This window comes from Methanoculleus caldifontis (assembly GCF_032842345.1).
In the GTDB taxonomy this organism is placed as follows: Archaea; Halobacteriota; Methanomicrobia; order Methanomicrobiales; family Methanoculleaceae; genus Methanoculleus; species Methanoculleus caldifontis.
Genome location: NZ_WBKO01000001.1, coordinates 955,074 through 972,488 on the forward strand (window position 1 = coordinate 955,074; position 17,415 = coordinate 972,488).

The window sequence follows — 17,415 nt, forward strand, 5'->3', positions numbered from 1 at the left end:
AGTAGTATAGCACGGGGAGGGTTATAAAGTTTACTGACTGCCCCCGAAAATCACCGGAATGGAATCCCTTAATACCATGAGAAGTTACACCATTGTACGCATGCCTGAGGCGGTCCAGAACGTTTCGAAGGAACGTATCAAATACATTATTCTTGGCTGCGGGAGCACCGGCTACAACGTCGCGGAGGAGCTCGAGCAGGAGAGCGAAGACCTCATCATCGTCGATAAAGACGAGAAACGGGTGGAGGATCTCCGCGACCAGAAGTACGAAGCGCTCGTCCGCGACCTCCGCGACCCGAACTTCATGGAGGGGCTGCCTGTCCCGGAGATAGCGTTCATCCTCGCGAACGACCGTGAAGCCAACCTGACCGCGCTCAAGACGGTCAAGAACCGCTACCCGGCAACATACGTCATCGCCCGCGCGACCGACCCGGTCAGTGTCGACCTTCTCCAGCAGGAGGGCGCCGATATCGTCCTCTATCCGCAGGAGGTGGTGGCCCGGACCGCCATCCACCACATCCGGAAACTCCACTCGTCCCGGCTCGCCCTGCGGCTCTACGACATGCTTGCCGCCTGGGAGGGGACGCTCTGCATCGTCACCCACTTAAACCCCGACCCCGACTCGATCTCGAGCGCGATGGCGCTCTCGATGATCGCGAGGCACGCGAGCCACAACAAACTCAGCTGCCGGATCCTCTATGAAGGGGATATCGGGCACCAGGAGAACCGGGCGTTCATCAACCTTCTTGAGATCAAGATGGAGCGGCTCACCCCCCAGATCCTCTCCGAGTGCAACTACGTCGCCCTGGTCGACTCGTCCGCACCCGGCGTGAACAACGAGCTCCCCAAGACCGCCCGGGTCAACATCATCATCGACCACCACAAGAACGGCGAGCATCCTTCGGCCGTCGCCGACTTCGTCGACATCCGGCCGGGGGTCGGCGCCACGGCGAGCATCCTGACCCAGTACCTGATGGAGCTCGATATCCCGGTGAACAAGTCGGTGGCGACCGCCCTCCTCTACGGCATCCGGGCGGACACCCGGGACTTCAAGAGAAACGTCACCCCGCAGGACCTCAACTACGCGGCGTTCCTCCTCCCGCTGACCGACTCGGACCTCCTCGACAAGATCACGTCTCCTTCCATCTCGCAGGAGACCGTGGAGATCATCGGGAACGCCATCCGGAACCGGCGGCTCAAGAGCGGTTACCTCTTCTCGAGCGTGGGCTATATCCGGAACCGGGACGCTCTCCCGCAGGCGGCCGACATGCTGATCCACCTGGAGGGCGTGAACACGGCCCTGGTCTACGGCATCAGCGATCAGAACATCGTCATCTCAGGCCGAAACAAGGATATCCGGCTCCACCTCGGCAACGTGATGGCCGAGGCTTTCGGACCGATCGGCGAGGCCGGGGGGCACGCCACGATGGCTGCCGCCATGATCCCGCTCAGTTACTTCTCGATGGTGAAGGAGAAGGAGAACCTGCTCGACCTCATCATCGACCCTATCCTCAAGCGGTTCTCCAACATCGTCGGGCTGGATAACGAGGGCAAGCAATGAGGTTTGCTGACTGGGAACCTCATTACACCGCAATTCTTGAGTATTTCGGGTTCGAACGCGAGGCCGACGAGGCGGCCGCCCGGCTGCTTGCTGACCTCGCGGGCGGCAGGGACGATCTCGGTCTCCTTGAGGCGCTCATCCGTGATAGGCCCGTGACGGTCTGCGGGAACGCGCCCTCTCTCCCGGACGAGCTCGGCCGGATAGAAGGGACGGTGCTTGCCGCCGATGCGGCCGCGGAGGTCCTCGTCAATCATGGTATCCGGCCGGACGCCGTCTTCACCGATCTCGACGGGGCGACGGACGTCTTCGTCGACCTCTCGGAGCAGGGGACGGTGATGGTCGTCCACGCGCACGGCGACAACCTCCCGCTCCTCCGCCACTGGGTCCCGCGCCTTCCCGGCCCGTTCGTCGCCACGACCCAGGCGGCCCCCCTCCCGCACGTCCACAACCTCGGCGGGTTCACCGACGGCGACCGGGCGGTCTTTGCCGCCGACGACCTCGGTGCAGCGGAGATCCGGATAGTCGGGTTCGACCTTGCGGACAAAAACGTCGACCCCCTCAAGCGGGGAAAACTCTTCTGGGCGGGGGAACTCCTCCGCCTGATCGGGCATGACCTCTAGCGCCCTCATCATCGACGGCTACGTCGACGAGCCCGCGTGCCTCGGCGTCGCCCCTTACATCTCCCCCTACGTCCGGGAGGTCGCCGGAGTCCTCTCCGGGCGCGGTTACGCGCTCCGCTACGTCACCATCGACCAGGTCCGGGCCGACCCCTCGCTCGTCGCCGTACCCGGCCGCGGCGACCTCGTCGTGATGATCGCAGGAATGACCGTGCCCGGCGCCTACATCGGCGGGAAGCCGGCGACCCTGACGGAGGTCCAGCAGCTCGGTATCCTCCTCCGGGAGCCGACGACCGCGATCGGCGGGCCGATCGCATTCGGTTACGCTCCCGGCGGAGGAAGGAAGGCGATCCGTCAGGCTATTGCTGGCTTCGACGTCACGCTGTCGGGGTCGCCTGCTGTCGCGCTGGAGAACTGGTTGTCGGGCGGGGAGCCCGCCGGTGCGGCCGACTACTCGCTGACCGATCCCTGGTCGGTGGCGGGCGCCCCGATCATCAGAGAGCACCCGGCGTTCCCCTACGTGATGTGCGAGCTCGAGACCGCGACCGGGTGCTCGCGGGCGACGGTCGGGGGCTGCTCCTTCTGCACCGAGCCCTTCTACGGGCTCCCCCGCTACCGGAGCATCGGGGGGGTCGCGGAGGAGGTGGCGGCGCTCCATGCCGCGGGTGCCCGCCACTTCAGGCTCGGCCGGCAGCCGGACCTCCTCGCCTACCAGAGTTCCGGCGGCGAGTTCCCGGTCCCGCGCCCGGAGGTGCTCGAAGACCTCTTCTCGGCCATCCGTGCGGGCGCCCCGGATCTTGCGACCCTCCACATCGACAACATCAACCCGGGCACCATCGCCCGGCACGAGGACGCGGCGCGGGCGGCCCTTGCGGCGATCGTCGCAGGCCACACCCCCGGCGACATCGCGGCATTCGGGATGGAGACCGCCGACCCGGCGGTGGTCGCGGCAAACAATCTCAAGGCGATGCCGGACGACGTCTTCCGTGCCATAGAGATCGTGAATGCCGTGGGAGCAGGACGGACGGGCGGCATCCCGGAGCTCCTGCCGGGCCTGAACTTCATCGTCGGCCTTGCCGGGGAGACCCCGGCGACCTTCGACGCAAACCAGGCGTTCCTCCAGCGTGTCCTCGACGCCGGGCTCCTGGTCCGGCGGGTGAACATCCGGCAGCTGATGCCGTTTGAGGGGACGAAGGCCTACGACGAGAACGCTCTCGGAACGCACGACGCCCGGTTCAGGGCCTTCAAGGAGTGGACAAGGACGCAGTTTGACGAGCCGATGCTCCGCCGGGTCTTCCCCGCCGGCACCGTCCTCTCCGACGTCGTCATCGAGGTCCCCGGTAAACCGTCGTTCGGGCGGCAGATGGGCTCATACCCGATTCTCGTCGGGATCCCCCTCGACCTTCCGGCAAAGACCGTGCTTGACGCCGTCGTGGTCGACTGGGGGATGCGGTCGGTGACGGCCCTTCCCTGCCCGGTGGCGGTCAACACCCTCCCGGTCGCGGCGCTCCGGTGGATCCCCGGCGTCGGCAAGAAGAGGGCCGCCACGATCGCCGCCCGCCGGCCGTTCCGGAGCGTCGAGGAGTTCCGGAAGGTCGCCGGGGAGACGGGGATCGAGGACGTGATGGTGTTTTAGGGTAATCTCTTCACGGTTTCGTGTGAGTCAGCGGTGTATGGAGTGACCGGTGTCCCACGCGAAGGCGCGAAGCCGCGAAAGAGATTTTCCAGTCCCCTGACATCGGCCTTCGCGTTCTTCGCGGCTTCGCGTGAGGTCGTATCGTAATCTGGACTCGTTAATTCACGCGAAGTCTGACCGCTGGGTGCTAATGACTTCCCCTTTGCAGTTCGCGTGAGGCCGGCCCCCCCTTCGCACCTCCCACGTTACTTCTCCTCCCGCAGTTCCATCACCCGCAGGACGTCCGTCCGCGTGACGATCCCGACCAGGTCGCCGTCTGCGACCACGGGGATCCTCCCGACGTCCTGGCCCGTCATGACCCGCAACGCATCGATGAGCGGCGCAGACGGCGGGAGGGTGGTCGGGGTCCGGGTCATGACGTCCCGCACCTGCATCGCCTCGCGGTCCTGAGGCGAGATCTTGTGGACGTCCGCGAGAGCGATGATCCCGACAAGCGACCCCCGGTCCATCACCGGGAAGCCGAGGTGCTTCGTCTCGTACATCATCTCCAGCAGTCGCGGGAGCGGGGTCGTCGGCTCCACGGTGACGACAGGACTGCTCATCGCGTCCGCCACCGTGACGTCCTGGAGCAGGACGTTGTAGCGGAGGTAGGTGGCTTCCTGGCTCGCCCCGATGTAGATGAAGAAGGCGATGATGATCAGGATGGGGTTCAAGAGCAGGAGCCCGACGATCCCGAAGAGGACAGCAAACCCCCTCCCGATGTCGGCGGCGATCCTGGTCGCCCGCGCGAGCGGCATCCTCCGGGCGAGCCATGCCCGGAGGACCCGCCCTCCGTCCATCGGGAACGCCGGGAGAAGATTGAACCCGAAGAGCAGGACGTTTAAGAGGCCGAGGTAGCCGAACGTGAAGACGAGGACGCCGGCCAGGCCGGCGTCCGCGACGACGGCGGGAACGGCGTAGACGAGGGCGCTGCTGATGAGACCTACCCCGAGGCTCGTGAGCGGGCCGGCGAGCGCCATCGGGAGTTCGATCTTCGGGTCCGGCATCGTCTCCTCCATCTGGGAGACGCCGCCGAGGATGAGGAGGGTGATGCTGTGGATCTCGATCCCCCTCGCCTTCGCGATGAGCGAGTGGGCCATCTCGTGGATGAAGACACCGACGAAGAGGCCGAGCGCGACGACGGTCCCGAGGATGTAGGGGTTGAATCCGGCCGCGATCAGCGTCGTGTCGATTGGAACCCCGAAGAGAACTGCGATCAACTCGGTCGTGAGCAGGATCTGGCTCCCGATGATCCATGCGAAGATTGGGATCACCAGAAGGAAACTCCAGTGCAGTTTGACCGGGATTCCGGCCAGTGTGCCGATCTGTAGCGACGCTTCCATGGAAAGGAGTATCTTTTTATCATTTATAGTAATATACCTTCAGAGGATACCGATGAGAACACAGATCACAGAGCTGTTCGGGCTGCGTGTCTATACTGACAGGGCTGTCTTTGTCGGGAATGTTGACGATGTCGTGATCGATGTGGATCAGAAGAAGATCGACTCCCTCGCGGTCGGTGCACTCAACCCCGAGATCGGAGAGGCGAAGGGCTATGCCGGACTGCAGATCCCCTTCCGGATCATCAAGAGCATCGGGGATATCGTCATCGTCCGCCACATCCCGGGGATCTTCAGGTCGCCGGGGAAAGAAGAGTGACCGCCGGACCCGGCCAGCCCGAAAACATCTCACGATAGAATATGGATAGCAAGGATCGGGAGATCTTCTCGAATCTCAGCATCTTCCCCCCTGTTTTTGTCCGGCTCGACGGCCGTGCCTTCCACCGCCTGAGCCGTGCGCTCGAACTGAAGAAGCCCTTCGACCCCGCCTTCCATACGGCCATGCGGTCGGTCTGCCGCTACCTCCTCACGGAAAGCGGTCTTACGCCCACATTCGCCTACACCTTCTCCGACGAGATCAGCCTCTACTTCTCGACGCTGCCGTTCTCCGGGCGGGTGGAGAAGCTCGACTCCGTGACCGCCGCGGTCGCGGCAAGCGCGCTGACGATCGAACTCGGCTGCCGCGAACCCCTCGCCTTCGACGCCCGGACCATCCCGGCAACGGGGGAGTTCGCGATAGAGTACCTCATCTGGCGGCAGAACGAGGCCTGGCGGAACCACATCAACGCCTACTGCCAGACCGCACTCGTCGAGGAGGGGATGAGTGCCCGCGAGGCCGCGGCAACGCTCCGCGGGATGCAGTCCGATGCCATGCACGAGATGATGTTCGAGCGGGGCGTCAACCTGGCGGCAACGCCGGCCTGGCAGCGGCGTGGGACGCTCCTCTACCGGGAAGAGTGCGTAAAAGAGGGGCATAACCCCCTGACGGGGGAGACCGTCGAGGCGAAGAGGACCTGTATCCGGGAACCGGAAGAAGTGCCTCTCTTCTCGACGGATGAGGGAGCGGCCCTGGTCCGCTCACTCACCGGCGCGTGAGATGCCCATCTGCATCTGCACGCCCTCGACGTCCCAGTCCTTCTCGAGCGCGAAGGGGCCTTCAGGCTTCTTCCCGTCGGCATAGTTGACGGTGAGGGTCGCCGCCCGCACCTCGCCGGCGATCTCGTTTTTGCACTCCTGGTTCCCGATGAGCGAGGCCACCCGCTCGTCGGCGACCTCCACGGCCGCGACGATGAAGTCGTCGACGTTCAGGTCGAGCTGCCGGCGCATCTCCTGAATCCGCCGGATCACCTCGCGGGCGTAGCCTTCGGCCTCGAGCGCCGGCGTGAGGGTGACGTCGACGTAGACCGTCGCGCCCTTCATGGGAGCGGAGAAGACACCCTCCGGGAGGGCTTCGGCGAAGGTGACGTGGCGCGCGGCGATCTCGTAGCCGTCGAGCGCCGCCTTTCCTTCGCGGTCGATCGCGGCTTTCAGGGCGGTGCCGTCCGCCTGCTCGATCAGCGCTTTGACCTTCGGGCCCTCCTTCCCGAACTCCGGGCCGATCGCCCGCATCACCGGTTCGGCCTGCCAGAGGAGCCGGTCCCACGCCCCGGCAACGACCCTGACCGTCTGGGCGTTCGCCCGGGTCAGGGCGAGATCGTTCAGGCCTTCGAGAGCAGCCTTCACGTCCTCGCTCTCCGCGGCCACCACGACCTCCCCGACCGGCCAGCGGAGCTTCCGCTTCCCGTTCTGCCGGGCGGTGGCGACGGCGTCGTCGAATGCCCGCACAACCTCCATCCTCGCCTCGAGCTCCGGGTCGATCAGCGAGGCGTCCGCCTCCGGCCAGTCGATCATATGGATGCTCTCCGGGTCTTTGGCGAGGCGGAGGTTGCCGTAGATCTCCTCTGCGATGTGCGGGACGAAGGGTGCGAGGAGCGCTGTTAAGCGGCGCATGACGTAGTAGGTCGCTTCGTAGGCGTAGCGCTTCTCCGGCGCGTCCTCCTCAAGCCACATCCGCGGCCGGACGAGCTGCAGGTACCAGCGCGAGAGGTCCTCGAGGATGAACGTGGTGAGCGCCCGCGTCACCTTGTGGAGCTGGTACTCCTGCATGTCCGCGGCGGTCGACCTCGCAAGCGAGTTGATCCGGGAGACGATCCAGCGGTCCTCCTCCGGCATCCCGCCAAAGCGGGTCCGGACGAACGACCCGTCCCATACTCCGCCGTCGCTCGTGGCCGGCTCGAACGAGTCGAGGACCATGTAGGGGAGCGGGAACCGGTAGACGTTCCAGAGGATGTTGAGCGTCCGGTGGATGGTCTTCACACTGTCCCAGTTGAACTTCAGGTCGTCCCAGGGAGCGTTTGCAGAGAGGACGTAGAACCGGAGGACGTCGATGCCGAACTGGTTCATCACTTCCTCGGGCGTCACGACGTTGCCGAGGCTCTTGCTCATCTTGCGCCCGTCGGCGTCGAGGGCGAACCCGTGCATCAGGACGCTCTTGTAGGGGGCGCGACCGAACGCCATCGTGCTTGCGCCGAGCTGGGAGTAGAACCAGCCCCGGGTCTGGTCCTGGCCCTCGGTGATGAAGTCCGCCGGCCAGTAGCGGTCGAAGGCCTCGTGCTCTCTGGGGAAGCCGAGCGTCGCCCAGGAGGCGACCGCCGAGTCGAACCAGACGTCGAAGATGTCGGAGACCCGGCGCATCCTGCCGCCGCAGGCACACGGGATGGTGACCTCGTCGACGTAGGGCCGGTGCGGGTCGGGGATCGACGTCCCCGACCGCTCCTCGAGTTCGGCGATGGTGCCGACGACGGTCTTCTCGTCGCACCGTTCGCAGTGCCAGATGGGGATGGGGATGCCCCAGTAACGCTGCCGGGAGATGCACCAGTCGCGGGACTCTTTGACGAAGTCGTGGAACCGGGCGCTCCCGGCCCAGTCGGGATACCACTTCACCTTCGCGATCTCTTCAAGCATCGGCTCGCGGACGGCGGTGGCCTTCAGGAACCACTGTGCCGTCGCGCGGTAGATGATCGGGGTCTTGCACCGCCAGCAGTGTCCGTAGCGGTGGGTGATCGTCCGCCGGGCGAGGAGATTCGCTCCGAGCGCCTCGATGACGAGGTCGTTTGCGTCCCTGACATACATGTCGGCGAACGCCCCGGCCGCCGGGGTGAAGCACCCGCCGGCGTCGACGGGACAGAAGACCTCAAGCTCTTCCTTGAGCCCGACCAGGTAATCGTCCCACCCGTGGCCGGGGGCGATGTGGACGAGACCGGTGTTCTCGAGCGCGACGTAGTCGGCCGCTACGACCCGGTGCTTGATCTCCGCCTGGCGCGGCACCTGGCCGGCGAGCGGCGAGGTATACTCCGTCCCGACGAGGCTGCTCCCCGGGACCCGCTCGATGACCGCGTAGTCCTGGTACCGGCCCATCTTCAGGACCGGCTCGACGAGTTCGTCGGCGATCCAGAGGACCTCTTCGCCGCCATCCTTCTTTGCCTGCACCTTTGCGTAGGTGAAGTTGACGTTGACCGCCACCGCCACGTTCGCGGGGAGTGTCCAGGGCGTCGTCGTCCAGATGACGAGGTACTCGTTCTCGCGCCCGGAGACGGGGAACTTGACGAAGATCGAGGGGTCGGTCTCGTCCCAGTAATCCACCTCGGAGTCGGCGATCGCCGTCTCGCATCGGGGGCACCAGTTCACGACCCGGTGGCCGCGCTCGAGCAGCCCGCGTTCGTCCGCGCGCTGGAGCGCCCACCACGCGGACTCGATGTACTCAGCCTTGATGGTCTGGTAGGGGTTGTCGAAGTCGAGCCAGACGCCGAGCTTCCGGAACTGATCGTTCATGATCTCCATGTGCGTCACGGCAAACGTCCGGCACTGCTCGATAAACGCGGCGATCCCGTACTCCTCGATATCTTTCTTGGAGGTGAAGCCGAGCTGGTGCTCCACCTGCACCTCGATGGGGAGGCCGTGCATGTCGTAGCCGGCCCGCTCGATGATGTTTGCGCCCCGCATCCGGTGGTAGCGGAGGATGGTGTCTTTTATGATCTTGTTCCAGGCGGTGCCGAGGTGGATGTGGCCGGTGGTGTACGGCGGCCCGTCGACGAAAAAGAATGCTTTTCCATCCTTCCGCACTTCCTGGACGTGTGCATAGATATTCTCCCGCTTCCAGTAGTCCTGGACTTCTGTCTCGAGTTCGCGCGGGTTATAACTGCTGGTGACCTCTTTCACCTTGTATCCCTCATATTCAGCACTCTGATGTACCGTTTGTTCTTAGGGGACAAAGTGTTTGTGTGCACGACGTTCCGATAGGAACGGAGTGGGAGCACCGGAGGTCCGACTCGCGATGGGCCGGGGGGCTCGAGGCGGGAGCATTTGGGGTGCGAAGGCCGATGGCCTGGAAAGCCGGAATTCGAGCCCTCCAGGGGGAGAAATGGGAGTGAATCTCACGCGAAGGCGCGAAGAGCGCGAAGGATTGTCAAGATCCATTTACCCGACTTCGCGGCTTCGCGCCTTCGCGTGAGGTAACAGTGGGATAGTGACTTAGTCTCACACGACGCCGCGAAGGTATCTTCTCTCAATCCGGCCCGCCCTTTTATTCCGTCGAAACCCCGATCCCTCCTCCATGCAGATCGCTGTCATCGGCCGGGGGGACTGCTCCGGCGAAGAATACAGAACCGCAGAAACCGTCGGTCGCCTCATCGCCGAAAGCAACGCGACCGTCTGCTGCGGTGGCCTCGGCGGGGTGATGGAGGCCGCCTGCAGGGGCGCAAAAGAGGCCGGCGGGATGACCCTCGGGATTCTCCCCGATGTTGGGGAGGGAAACGCCTACCTCGACGTGGTGATCCGGACCGGGATGGGCCACGCGCGAAACGTCATCCTGGTCAACTCGGCGGACGCGGTCATCGCTGTCGGGGGAGGCTACGGCACGCTCTCGGAGGTCGCAGTCAGCCTCAAGATCGGTAAGCCGGTCTTCGGTCTTTCGACCTGGGAGATAAAGGGGGTGAGGGCCTGCGCCGGGCCTGAGGAGGCGGTCAGCCTCGCAGTCCGCGCAGGACGCCGGTCTCGTCCGTCTCGTAGCCCCCGAGACCCCGGAGGATCACTTTGAACGCTTCCGAGGAGACGGTCTCGACGAGGGCCGCGATTCGCGAATCGTCGAGCATCTCGCGGTGCATCACGAGTTCGTAGCGTTCCGTCGCCACCGGGACGAAGGGGAGGTCGAGCGCCTTTGCTGCGCTGTAGACCCCCATCCCGGCATCGGCCTCCCCTGTTTTGACCGCGAGGGCCACCGCAAGGTGCGTCGTCGCCTCGCGCCCGTATCCGGGGATGAGGCCCGGGTCGATCCCGCGCCGGGCAAGGTGGTGGTCGAGGAGCATCCTCGTCCCCGATCCCTTCTGCCGGTTGATGAATGTCCTGCCCGGCAGGTCGTCAAACCCGATGCCGTCGCGAGAGATGACCCCCTGCTGCCGTTCCGCCACGCAGAGGAGGACGAGGTCCGCGCCGGGCATGTAGCGCTCCAGGTAGTGGGTGTTGTAGGTGCCGTCGGGGGCGAGGAGGTGCATCGGGGCCGCGTGGCACTCCTGCTTCTTCAACGCGATAACCCCGCCCATGCTCCCCGCGTGGGTGGAGTGGATATCGACGCCGCGCGGCCGGACCAGGTCGGCCAGGTAGTCGAGGGCCGGGTCGTGGCTGCCGGTGATGAGGACCGCCTCCTCCGCCTCCGCGCGGGGGACCGTGAGCCGGACGTCCACGGTCTCTCCGGCCTCGGCGCCCTCCTTCTGCGACGGGATCTGGAGGTAGCCGTTCGCCCGCACCATGCTCATCTGGACCCCGGCACCCCTCGACTGGGGGACCGCCACCCAGCGCTCATCGATCCTCCCCACCGAGAGGAGGACGAACTCGTCGGTCCCGATATCCGAGTGGAGGCTCGTGGTCAGGCCGGCCTCGACGCGCTCCGGCCGGGGGACGGAGAGGCCGTAGCGGGCGATGAGCGGCAGGACGATCTCGCGGAGGACCGTTGCTGCCGCGAGCGGGTAGCCGGGGAGGCCGATCACCGGCTTTCCCTCGACCCGGCCGATGATCACCGGCTTTCCGGGCTTGATGGCGACTCCGTGCGCCAGCACCTCGCCGAGGTCTGCGATGACGGAGGCCGTGTAGTCGCGGGTCCCGGCGGACGATCCCGCCGAGACAAGCAGGATATCATTCTCCGCGACACCGCGCCGGACGGCGTCCCGGATCAGGTCGTATTCGTCCGGGACGATTCCATAGCGGTGCGCCTCCACGCCCGCCCCCGCGAGGACCGTTGCGGCCATCAGGGTGTTGCTCTCCACGACTTTCCCCGGCGGTGGCATCTCGCCTGCCGGGACGAGCTCGCTCCCGGTCGGGATCAGGCCGGCCCGGACATTTTTGACCGCGACCTCCGTGACCCCGTAGTTCGCGAGCGCTCCCACGTCGTGCGGCCGGATCCGGTGGTTTGAAGAGAGGATCATCTCCGACTCCCCGATATCCTCGCCGACCGGCCGGACGTGCTGCCAGGGGCTCACGGACTTGCGGACGGTGTAGGTCCCGCCGTCGACCCAGACGTCCTCGATCATCACGACCGCGTCGTAACCTGGAGGGATGATGTTGCCCGTATTGACCCTCGCCGCGTCCGGGAGGGTCACCGGGCGCTGCTCGCTCGCAGCATGGGTATCGGCGCTCCGAACCGCGATCCCGTCCATCGCCGAGATGTGGATGGCCGGGACCGAGAACCGGGCGAATATGGGTTCGGCGGTGATCCTCCCGACCGCCGCGGCGGTCACCGGGACCCGGACGACCCCCGGCGTCGCCGTAAACGAGCGTTCCACGAGTGCCCTGGCTTCGGCGAGCGATATGACCGAGAGGTAGCGCTTCACCACAGGATCACCTCGACTTCTTCTCCCACTTCAAGCCCCTCGCTCGATGCCGGGACCCGTACCAGCCCCTCGCTCCGGGCCAGGGTGTTGAGGAGCCCGGACTTCCCGAAGACCGGCGTCGCTTCAGTGTCCCTGACGCTGACCCGGACGTAGTCCTCCCGGCCGCGGGCCGAGGGGACGTTCTGCGTCAGCCGTGCGCGCACGGTCCGCCGGGAGACGGCGGAGTCAAGCATCGCCGCGAGGAGGTGGTCGACGACGGCGACGAGCACGACGAAGGCCGAGGCCGGGTGGCCGGGGAGCCCGATGACCGGTTTTCCGCGGACCGTCCCGATGATGGTGGGCTTGCCCGGCGCGAGAGCGATCCCGTGGATCAGCACCTCGCCGAGGTCCGCGATGACGGCGGCGGTGTTGTCCCGCTCGTCCTTGGAGGAGCCCCCCGATACCAGGACCGCGTCGCACTCATCGAGCGCTGATGCGACCGCCTGTGTCAGCACCGCCCGGTCGTCCCGGATGATCCCGAAGTAGACCGGATGGCAGCCCCGCTCCGTCACGAAGGCGCCGGCAAGGTAGGAGTTCGCGTCCCGGACCTCGCCCGGCCCGGGGGTCGCGGCGACGGGGACGAGCTCGTTTCCCGTGGAGATGATCCCGATCTTCGGGACCCTCGTCACGACGACCCGGTCGGCACCGACCGCGGCGGCGACGCCGATGTCCCGCGGGGAGAGGACGCGGCCCCGGCTGAGGACCACCTCGCCGGCGCGGAAGTCCTCGCCCTGGAAGACCACGTTCTCGCCGGGCGCCACCGGCCGGTGGATCAGGATATCGTCGCCGACCTGCTCGGTATGCTCGATCATCGCGACCGCGTCCGCACCCCCGGGAAGAGCGCCGCCGGTCGGGATGTAACGGCACGACCCGGGGGAGATGCTCCCGGCGTCCGTGCTCCCCATCCCCACCCGGCCCCGGCACTGGAGCATCGCGGGGATGGCCTCGGAGGCCCCGGTCGTCTCGGCCGCGGCGACCGCGTAACCGTCGACCGTCGACCGGTCGAAGCCGGGGATATCGATGTCGGCATGGACGTCCTGCGCGAGGACCCGGTGGAGTGCGTCCTCAAGCGGCACCTCCTCGCACCCGGACGGCGGCGCGATCCTCTGCACCGCTGCCACGGCCTCGCTGACCGGGACGACCGATAGAAAGAGGCTCATCTGAAGCAGCCGAGCTGGCAGCCCCGGATCTTCAGTCTGGGCTCGCGCTGGTTACAGTAGCGGGCGATCTCCATCTTCGGGATACCGTATTTCTCCGAGATCTCGAATGCCTGCGGGCAGGTGATCTCGTCCGTGATACCATACGCCTCGAACGCTTTCCGGATCTTTTCTTCGTCCATGATACCCACATGGTCTGCCTGAAGGGAGATAGGATTTACTATTGAGCCGGTCAGGCACTACCATTTACCATGCCGCCCGCCCATGTATGTACTGATGCGGATCGCGCTGATCAACTCAAAGGAAGACCTGGCAGGTGCAAACATCCGCGACCATCTCAGGGCCGCGATCGCGGAGGGCGGGCCCTGGCCGCTTGCACAGCAGCATATGCTCGTCTTCCACGAGGTGCAGGGGAGACTGATCTATCAGGACCGGATCGACGATACGATCGATGCCGATCTCATCATCTTCATCTCCCGGCACTCGAGCGTCCAGGCGGTCCCCGCCCTGACCGTCCACGTGACCGGCAACTACGATGCCGCCGACCTCGGCGGGGAGCCGGAAGCCCTCGCACCCGCGGCCCCGGCATGGATGCATGCCATCCTCGGCAACCTCGCCGCCCGTGCCCCGGAGGGCTACCGGGTCTCCTACGAGGTGACGCACCACGGCCCGACGGCGCTTGCCGTGCCCTCTCTCTTCGTCGAGATCGGGTCCACCGCCACGGAGTGGGCCGACCCGGCCGCCGGGAGAGCGGTCGCGGAGAGCATCCTCTCCGCGGCGCCTCAAGAGACGATCAACCTCGTCGGGTTCGGGGGGACCCACTACGCCGTGCGCCAGACCGAGATCGCCCTCTCGTCGCGGGGCGCCTTCGGCCACATCGTGCCGACGCGGCAGGCCGGCGCCCTCACCCCCGCCATGATCGGGCGGATGAGAGAGGCGAGCCGTGCGGTCGCCGCTTACATCGACAGAAAATCGCTCTCCCCCGCCGAGGCCGGGCGGATCGGGCGGATGCTCGATGGCGCCGGGCTCCCTCTCCTCTCCGAGTCGGAGATCGTCGAGGCCTCCCGTCTCGAATGGCATACCTACCTCAGGGTGAGGGAGGTTGCCGAAACGATCGCTGCCGGTTCCCGCATCCGCATTCACGGCCTTGCTGGAGAAGGAACTCCCGTTCCGGTCGATGTGAACCCCGATCTGGTCGAGGAAACGGTTAAATCCGATAAAGATGGGTTTTTTGCCGCATTGAGCGATTTCCCCGTGGTAAGCCTCTCCGACGGGTCAAAAGAAGTCCTTCCCACGTTTATCTGCTTTGCGGATACGGCCTCTCGACTCGCAAGTGATATAACTACCCTGTGTGTAAAACTCATACTTATCTGTGAAAATGCTGTAATCGACGGTGATCACCTCGTCCTCCGGAAGGTGCGGTTCGACCCCGGGAAGGCGCGCACGCTCGGGGTCCCGAAAGGACCGCTTTTTGCCATGCTTGCCGGCGGGAAAGCGGTTGAGATCGAGGGACGGCGGATCACCCCCGATGCAGTACAGACAACCAGCGTGAAGCGGATACCTATCCCGGGATTGGAGAATTACATATGAAATCCATCGTAGAAGAGGCACTTTCACGGGCACGAGAGGAGCAGCGCTTTGCTGAGCCCATGGGGGTCGACAAGGATCTTGAAGATATCCTCATGGAACTCCGGACTGAGATCGCGGTCGTCGGTTGCGGCGGCGGCGGTTCGAACACGGTCACCCGGATGGCGGAAGAAGGGATCAACGGAGCGCGGCTGGTCGCGATCAACACCGACGCCCAGCACCTCATCCGGACCCGGGCGGACACCCGGATCCTGATCGGGAGGCAGAGGACCCGCGGGCTTGGTGCGGGCTCGATCCCCCAGGTCGGCGAGGAGGCGGCGCTCGAGAACGAGGACGACATCAAGCGGGCCGTCGAGGGCTGCGACATGGTCTTCATCACCACCGGTCTCGGGGGCGGGACCGGCACCGGCTCCGCACCCGTGGTCGCGAAGTCCGCCCGTGAGGAGGGCGCCCTGACGATCGCCGTCGTCACCCTGCCGTTCACTGCCGAAGGCGCCATCCGCGGGCAGAACGCCGAGGCAGGTCTCGAGCGGCTCCGTGAGGTGGCGGATACCGTCATCGTCGTCCCGAACGACCGCCTGCTCGAGGTCGTTCCCCGGCTCCCCCTCCACGCCGCCTTCAAGGTCTCCGACGAGGTGCTGATGCGGGCGGTCAAGGGCATCACCGAACTGATCACGATGCCCGGGCTCGTCAACCTCGACTTCGCCGATGTCCGGACCGTCATGGAGCGCGGCGGCGTCGCGATGATCGGGATGGGCGAGAGCGACAGTGAGGACAAGGCCGCCGACTCCGTCAAGAAGGCGCTGCGCTCCCCGCTGCTCGATGTCGATATCTCCGGGGCGAGCGCGGCGCTCGTCAACGTGGTCGGCGGTCCGGATATGACGATGTTCGAGGCGGAAGCCGTAATCCAGGAGGTCTACGACCGCATCGACCCGGACGCCCGGATCATCTGGGGCGCGCAGGTCGATCCCGAGATGCAGGGCCGGATGCGGACGCTCCTCGTCGTCACCGGCGTCCGGTCACCACAAATATATGGGAGAAACGAAAAGAGTATGCCACGCATGATGAAACAGTTTGAGATCGACTTCCTGAAGTGAGCCGGTATGATGGACTATAAAGAGAAATTCGATGAAGTAAAGTCGTTCAAGCTCGATGAGGAACTCTTCAAGAAGTACTGGCGCGTGCTGAAACTGGCACGGACGCCGACCCGCGACGAGTTCTCCAAGATCGCGATCGTGGCAGCTGCCGGGATCCTGCTCGTCGGTCTTGTCGGCTTTATCGTATACGAGATCATGCTGGTCCTGCCGAACTGATGGTTATGGCTGAGAGCGTAAACAGAGTATATGCGATCAAGACGACCGCGAAGCAGGAGCGGACGGTAGCCGACAACATCGATAAGGTGATCCGCGAGCAGAAGGACATCCACGTGATGGCCGTCATGGTCCCCGAGGAGCTGAAAGGCTACGTTCTCGTGGAGAGTCCCGACTCCATCGCCCGGATCGAGCAGCTGGTCGAGCTGATCCCCCACGCGCGCGCGGTGGTGCAGGGCTCGACCGCACTCTCCGAGGTCGAGCACTTCCTGGTCCCGAAACCGGTGGTCAGCGGCATCACCGAGGGCACCATCGTCGAGATCATTGCAGGCCCCTTCAAGGGCGAAAAAGCTGTCGTAAAGAGGATCGATTCCGGAAAGGAAGAGATCACGGTCGAACTATACGAGAGTATGGTCCCCATCCCGATCACCGTGCGCGGCGACTCCGTCCGCGTCGTGGAACGGTCGGAAGACGCCCGCTGAAGAGTTCTTCTCCCTTCTTTTTCCCGGCCCGGCCCGGGTCTTTGCGCCGCCGTCGATGCTTCCTGCCGGAAGGCGTCCCCATCTGTGGATCGGCCTTGCCGCCATCTCCTGACACCCTTCTGCACTATACCTTTAAATCCCGTTACGTCGACCTTGGATAACCCAGGCAACTATTCCCCTGAGGAATAAGCTGGTGAACTTGTATGGCAGAAACGGTCGAGGTATTGGTACCTGGCGGCAAGGCCACAGCAGGCCCGCCTCTGGGCCCCGCACTCGGACCTCTCGGTATCAACGTGAAGGCCGTCGTCGATGAGATCAACAAAAAGACGGCTGACTTCAACGGCATGCAAGTGCCGGTGACGGTCACAGTCGACGACAAGCGGAACTTCACGATTGAGGTGGGCATTCCGCCCACGACGGCGCTCGTCATGAAAGAGGCCGGTATCACGAAGGGGTCTGCAGAGCCGGGTGCTTTAGTGGCAGGAGATCTGCCGCTGGAGGCCGCCGTCCGTATTGCCCGTATGAAGCTTGATGACATGCTCTCGTATGATCTGAAATCGGCCGTCAAAGAGGTCGTTGGAACGTGCGTGAGCGTCGGTGTCACCGTCGAGGGCAGGAAGCCCCGCGAGATGATCCAGGCCATCAACAACGGGGAATACGACGGCGTACTCGTCGCATAGATGTCAGACAACCATAGAAGATCGTGAGGTCGTGTACTATGGAGGCA

At 65.0% G+C, this 17,415-nt stretch carries 16 protein-coding genes; 11 read left to right on the plus strand and 5 right to left on the minus strand.

Annotated elements, in window-relative coordinates:
• Positions 1–100: 100 nt before the first annotated feature.
• The 3 genes from F8E02_RS04970 to F8E02_RS04980 are packed head-to-tail and all read left to right on the plus strand — an operon-like array spanning position 101 to position 3,814.
• Positions 101–1,561, plus strand: a complete 1,461-nt coding sequence (locus F8E02_RS04970) for a DHH family phosphoesterase (RefSeq protein ID WP_317064373.1) — start codon at positions 101–103, stop codon at positions 1,559–1,561.
• The gene (locus tag F8E02_RS04975; RefSeq protein WP_317064374.1) at positions 1,558–2,181 is read left to right on the plus strand and encodes a 6-hydroxymethylpterin diphosphokinase MptE-like protein; all 624 of its coding nucleotides are present in this window, start codon (positions 1,558–1,560) and stop codon (positions 2,179–2,181) included. Before F8E02_RS04970 ends, F8E02_RS04975 begins: the two co-directional genes overlap by 4 nt.
• Complete coding sequence (locus F8E02_RS04980; protein WP_317064375.1) at positions 2,171–3,814, plus strand: radical SAM protein; 1,644 nt, start codon at positions 2,171–2,173, stop codon at positions 3,812–3,814. Before F8E02_RS04975 ends, F8E02_RS04980 begins: the two co-directional genes overlap by 11 nt.
• Before the next feature lie 245 nt (positions 3,815–4,059).
• On the opposite strand, the gene F8E02_RS04985 is transcribed toward F8E02_RS04980, so the two are convergent.
• Positions 4,060–5,196, minus strand: coding sequence for a CBS domain-containing protein (locus tag F8E02_RS04985; protein WP_317064376.1), 1,137 nt, complete (start codon positions 5,194–5,196; stop codon positions 4,060–4,062).
• A gap of 52 nt (positions 5,197–5,248) precedes the next feature.
• Between F8E02_RS04985 and F8E02_RS04990 the strand changes: the two genes are divergently transcribed.
• Positions 5,249–5,512 carry a PRC-barrel domain-containing protein gene (locus tag F8E02_RS04990; protein ID WP_317064378.1) on the plus strand — a complete coding sequence of 88 codons (264 nt, stop codon included), beginning with the start codon at positions 5,249–5,251 and terminating at the stop codon, positions 5,510–5,512.
• A 41-nt stretch (positions 5,513–5,553) separates the two neighbouring features.
• Positions 5,554–6,288 (plus strand): tRNA(His) guanylyltransferase Thg1 family protein, encoded by a 735-nt coding sequence (locus F8E02_RS04995; protein WP_317064379.1) that lies wholly within the window; start codon positions 5,554–5,556, stop codon positions 6,286–6,288.
• Here the strand turns inward: F8E02_RS04995 and ileS are convergent.
• On the minus strand, positions 6,271–9,450 hold the full coding sequence (gene ileS, locus F8E02_RS05000) for an isoleucine--tRNA ligase (RefSeq protein ID WP_317064380.1): 3,180 nt from the start codon (positions 9,448–9,450) through the stop codon (positions 6,271–6,273). The two genes, F8E02_RS04995 and ileS, sit on opposite strands and share 18 nt — an antisense overlap.
• 394 nt (positions 9,451–9,844) lie before the next feature.
• On the opposite strand from ileS, the gene F8E02_RS05005 reads away from it, so the two are divergent.
• The gene (locus tag F8E02_RS05005) at positions 9,845–10,327 is read left to right on the plus strand and encodes a TIGR00725 family protein (protein ID WP_317064381.1); all 483 of its coding nucleotides are present in this window, start codon (positions 9,845–9,847) and stop codon (positions 10,325–10,327) included.
• Here the strand turns inward: F8E02_RS05005 and F8E02_RS05010 are convergent.
• The 3 genes from F8E02_RS05010 to F8E02_RS05020 are packed head-to-tail and all read right to left on the minus strand — an operon-like array spanning position 10,254 to position 13,491.
• Positions 10,254–12,116, minus strand: coding sequence for a molybdopterin biosynthesis protein (locus F8E02_RS05010; RefSeq protein ID WP_317064382.1), 1,863 nt, complete (start codon positions 12,114–12,116; stop codon positions 10,254–10,256). The two genes, F8E02_RS05005 and F8E02_RS05010, sit on opposite strands and share 74 nt — an antisense overlap.
• A complete protein-coding gene (locus F8E02_RS05015) occupies positions 12,110–13,312 on the minus strand; it encodes a molybdopterin molybdotransferase MoeA (protein ID WP_317064383.1) in 1,203 nt (400 codons plus the stop codon). Before F8E02_RS05015 ends, F8E02_RS05010 begins: the two co-directional genes overlap by 7 nt.
• Positions 13,309–13,491, minus strand: coding sequence for a hypothetical protein (locus tag F8E02_RS05020; protein ID WP_317064384.1), 183 nt, complete (start codon positions 13,489–13,491; stop codon positions 13,309–13,311). The genes F8E02_RS05015 and F8E02_RS05020 overlap by 4 nt, the downstream gene beginning before the upstream one ends.
• Before the next feature lie 82 nt (positions 13,492–13,573).
• Here F8E02_RS05020 and F8E02_RS05025 point away from each other — a divergent pair, with 82 nt between their 5' ends.
• The 5 genes from F8E02_RS05025 (at position 13,574) to F8E02_RS05045 (ending at position 17,368) form a co-directional block, all read left to right on the plus strand.
• Positions 13,574–14,899, plus strand: a complete 1,326-nt coding sequence (locus tag F8E02_RS05025) for a D-aminoacyl-tRNA deacylase (protein WP_317064386.1) — start codon at positions 13,574–13,576, stop codon at positions 14,897–14,899.
• Positions 14,896–15,993 carry a cell division protein FtsZ gene (gene ftsZ / locus F8E02_RS05030; RefSeq protein WP_317064387.1) on the plus strand — a complete coding sequence of 366 codons (1,098 nt, stop codon included), beginning with the start codon at positions 14,896–14,898 and terminating at the stop codon, positions 15,991–15,993. The genes F8E02_RS05025 and ftsZ overlap by 4 nt, the downstream gene beginning before the upstream one ends.
• A gap of 6 nt (positions 15,994–15,999) precedes the next feature.
• Positions 16,000–16,209 (plus strand): protein translocase SEC61 complex subunit gamma, encoded by a 210-nt coding sequence (locus F8E02_RS05035; protein ID WP_317064388.1) that lies wholly within the window; start codon positions 16,000–16,002, stop codon positions 16,207–16,209.
• A gap of 5 nt (positions 16,210–16,214) precedes the next feature.
• Entirely contained in the window at positions 16,215–16,688 is a 474-nt protein-coding gene (locus F8E02_RS05040) for a transcription elongation factor Spt5 (RefSeq protein ID WP_317064389.1), read from the plus strand.
• Positions 16,689–16,891: 203 nt separating this feature from the next.
• A complete protein-coding gene (locus F8E02_RS05045; RefSeq protein WP_317064391.1) occupies positions 16,892–17,368 on the plus strand; it encodes a 50S ribosomal protein L11 in 477 nt (158 codons plus the stop codon).
• Positions 17,369–17,415: the final 47 nt, after the last annotated feature.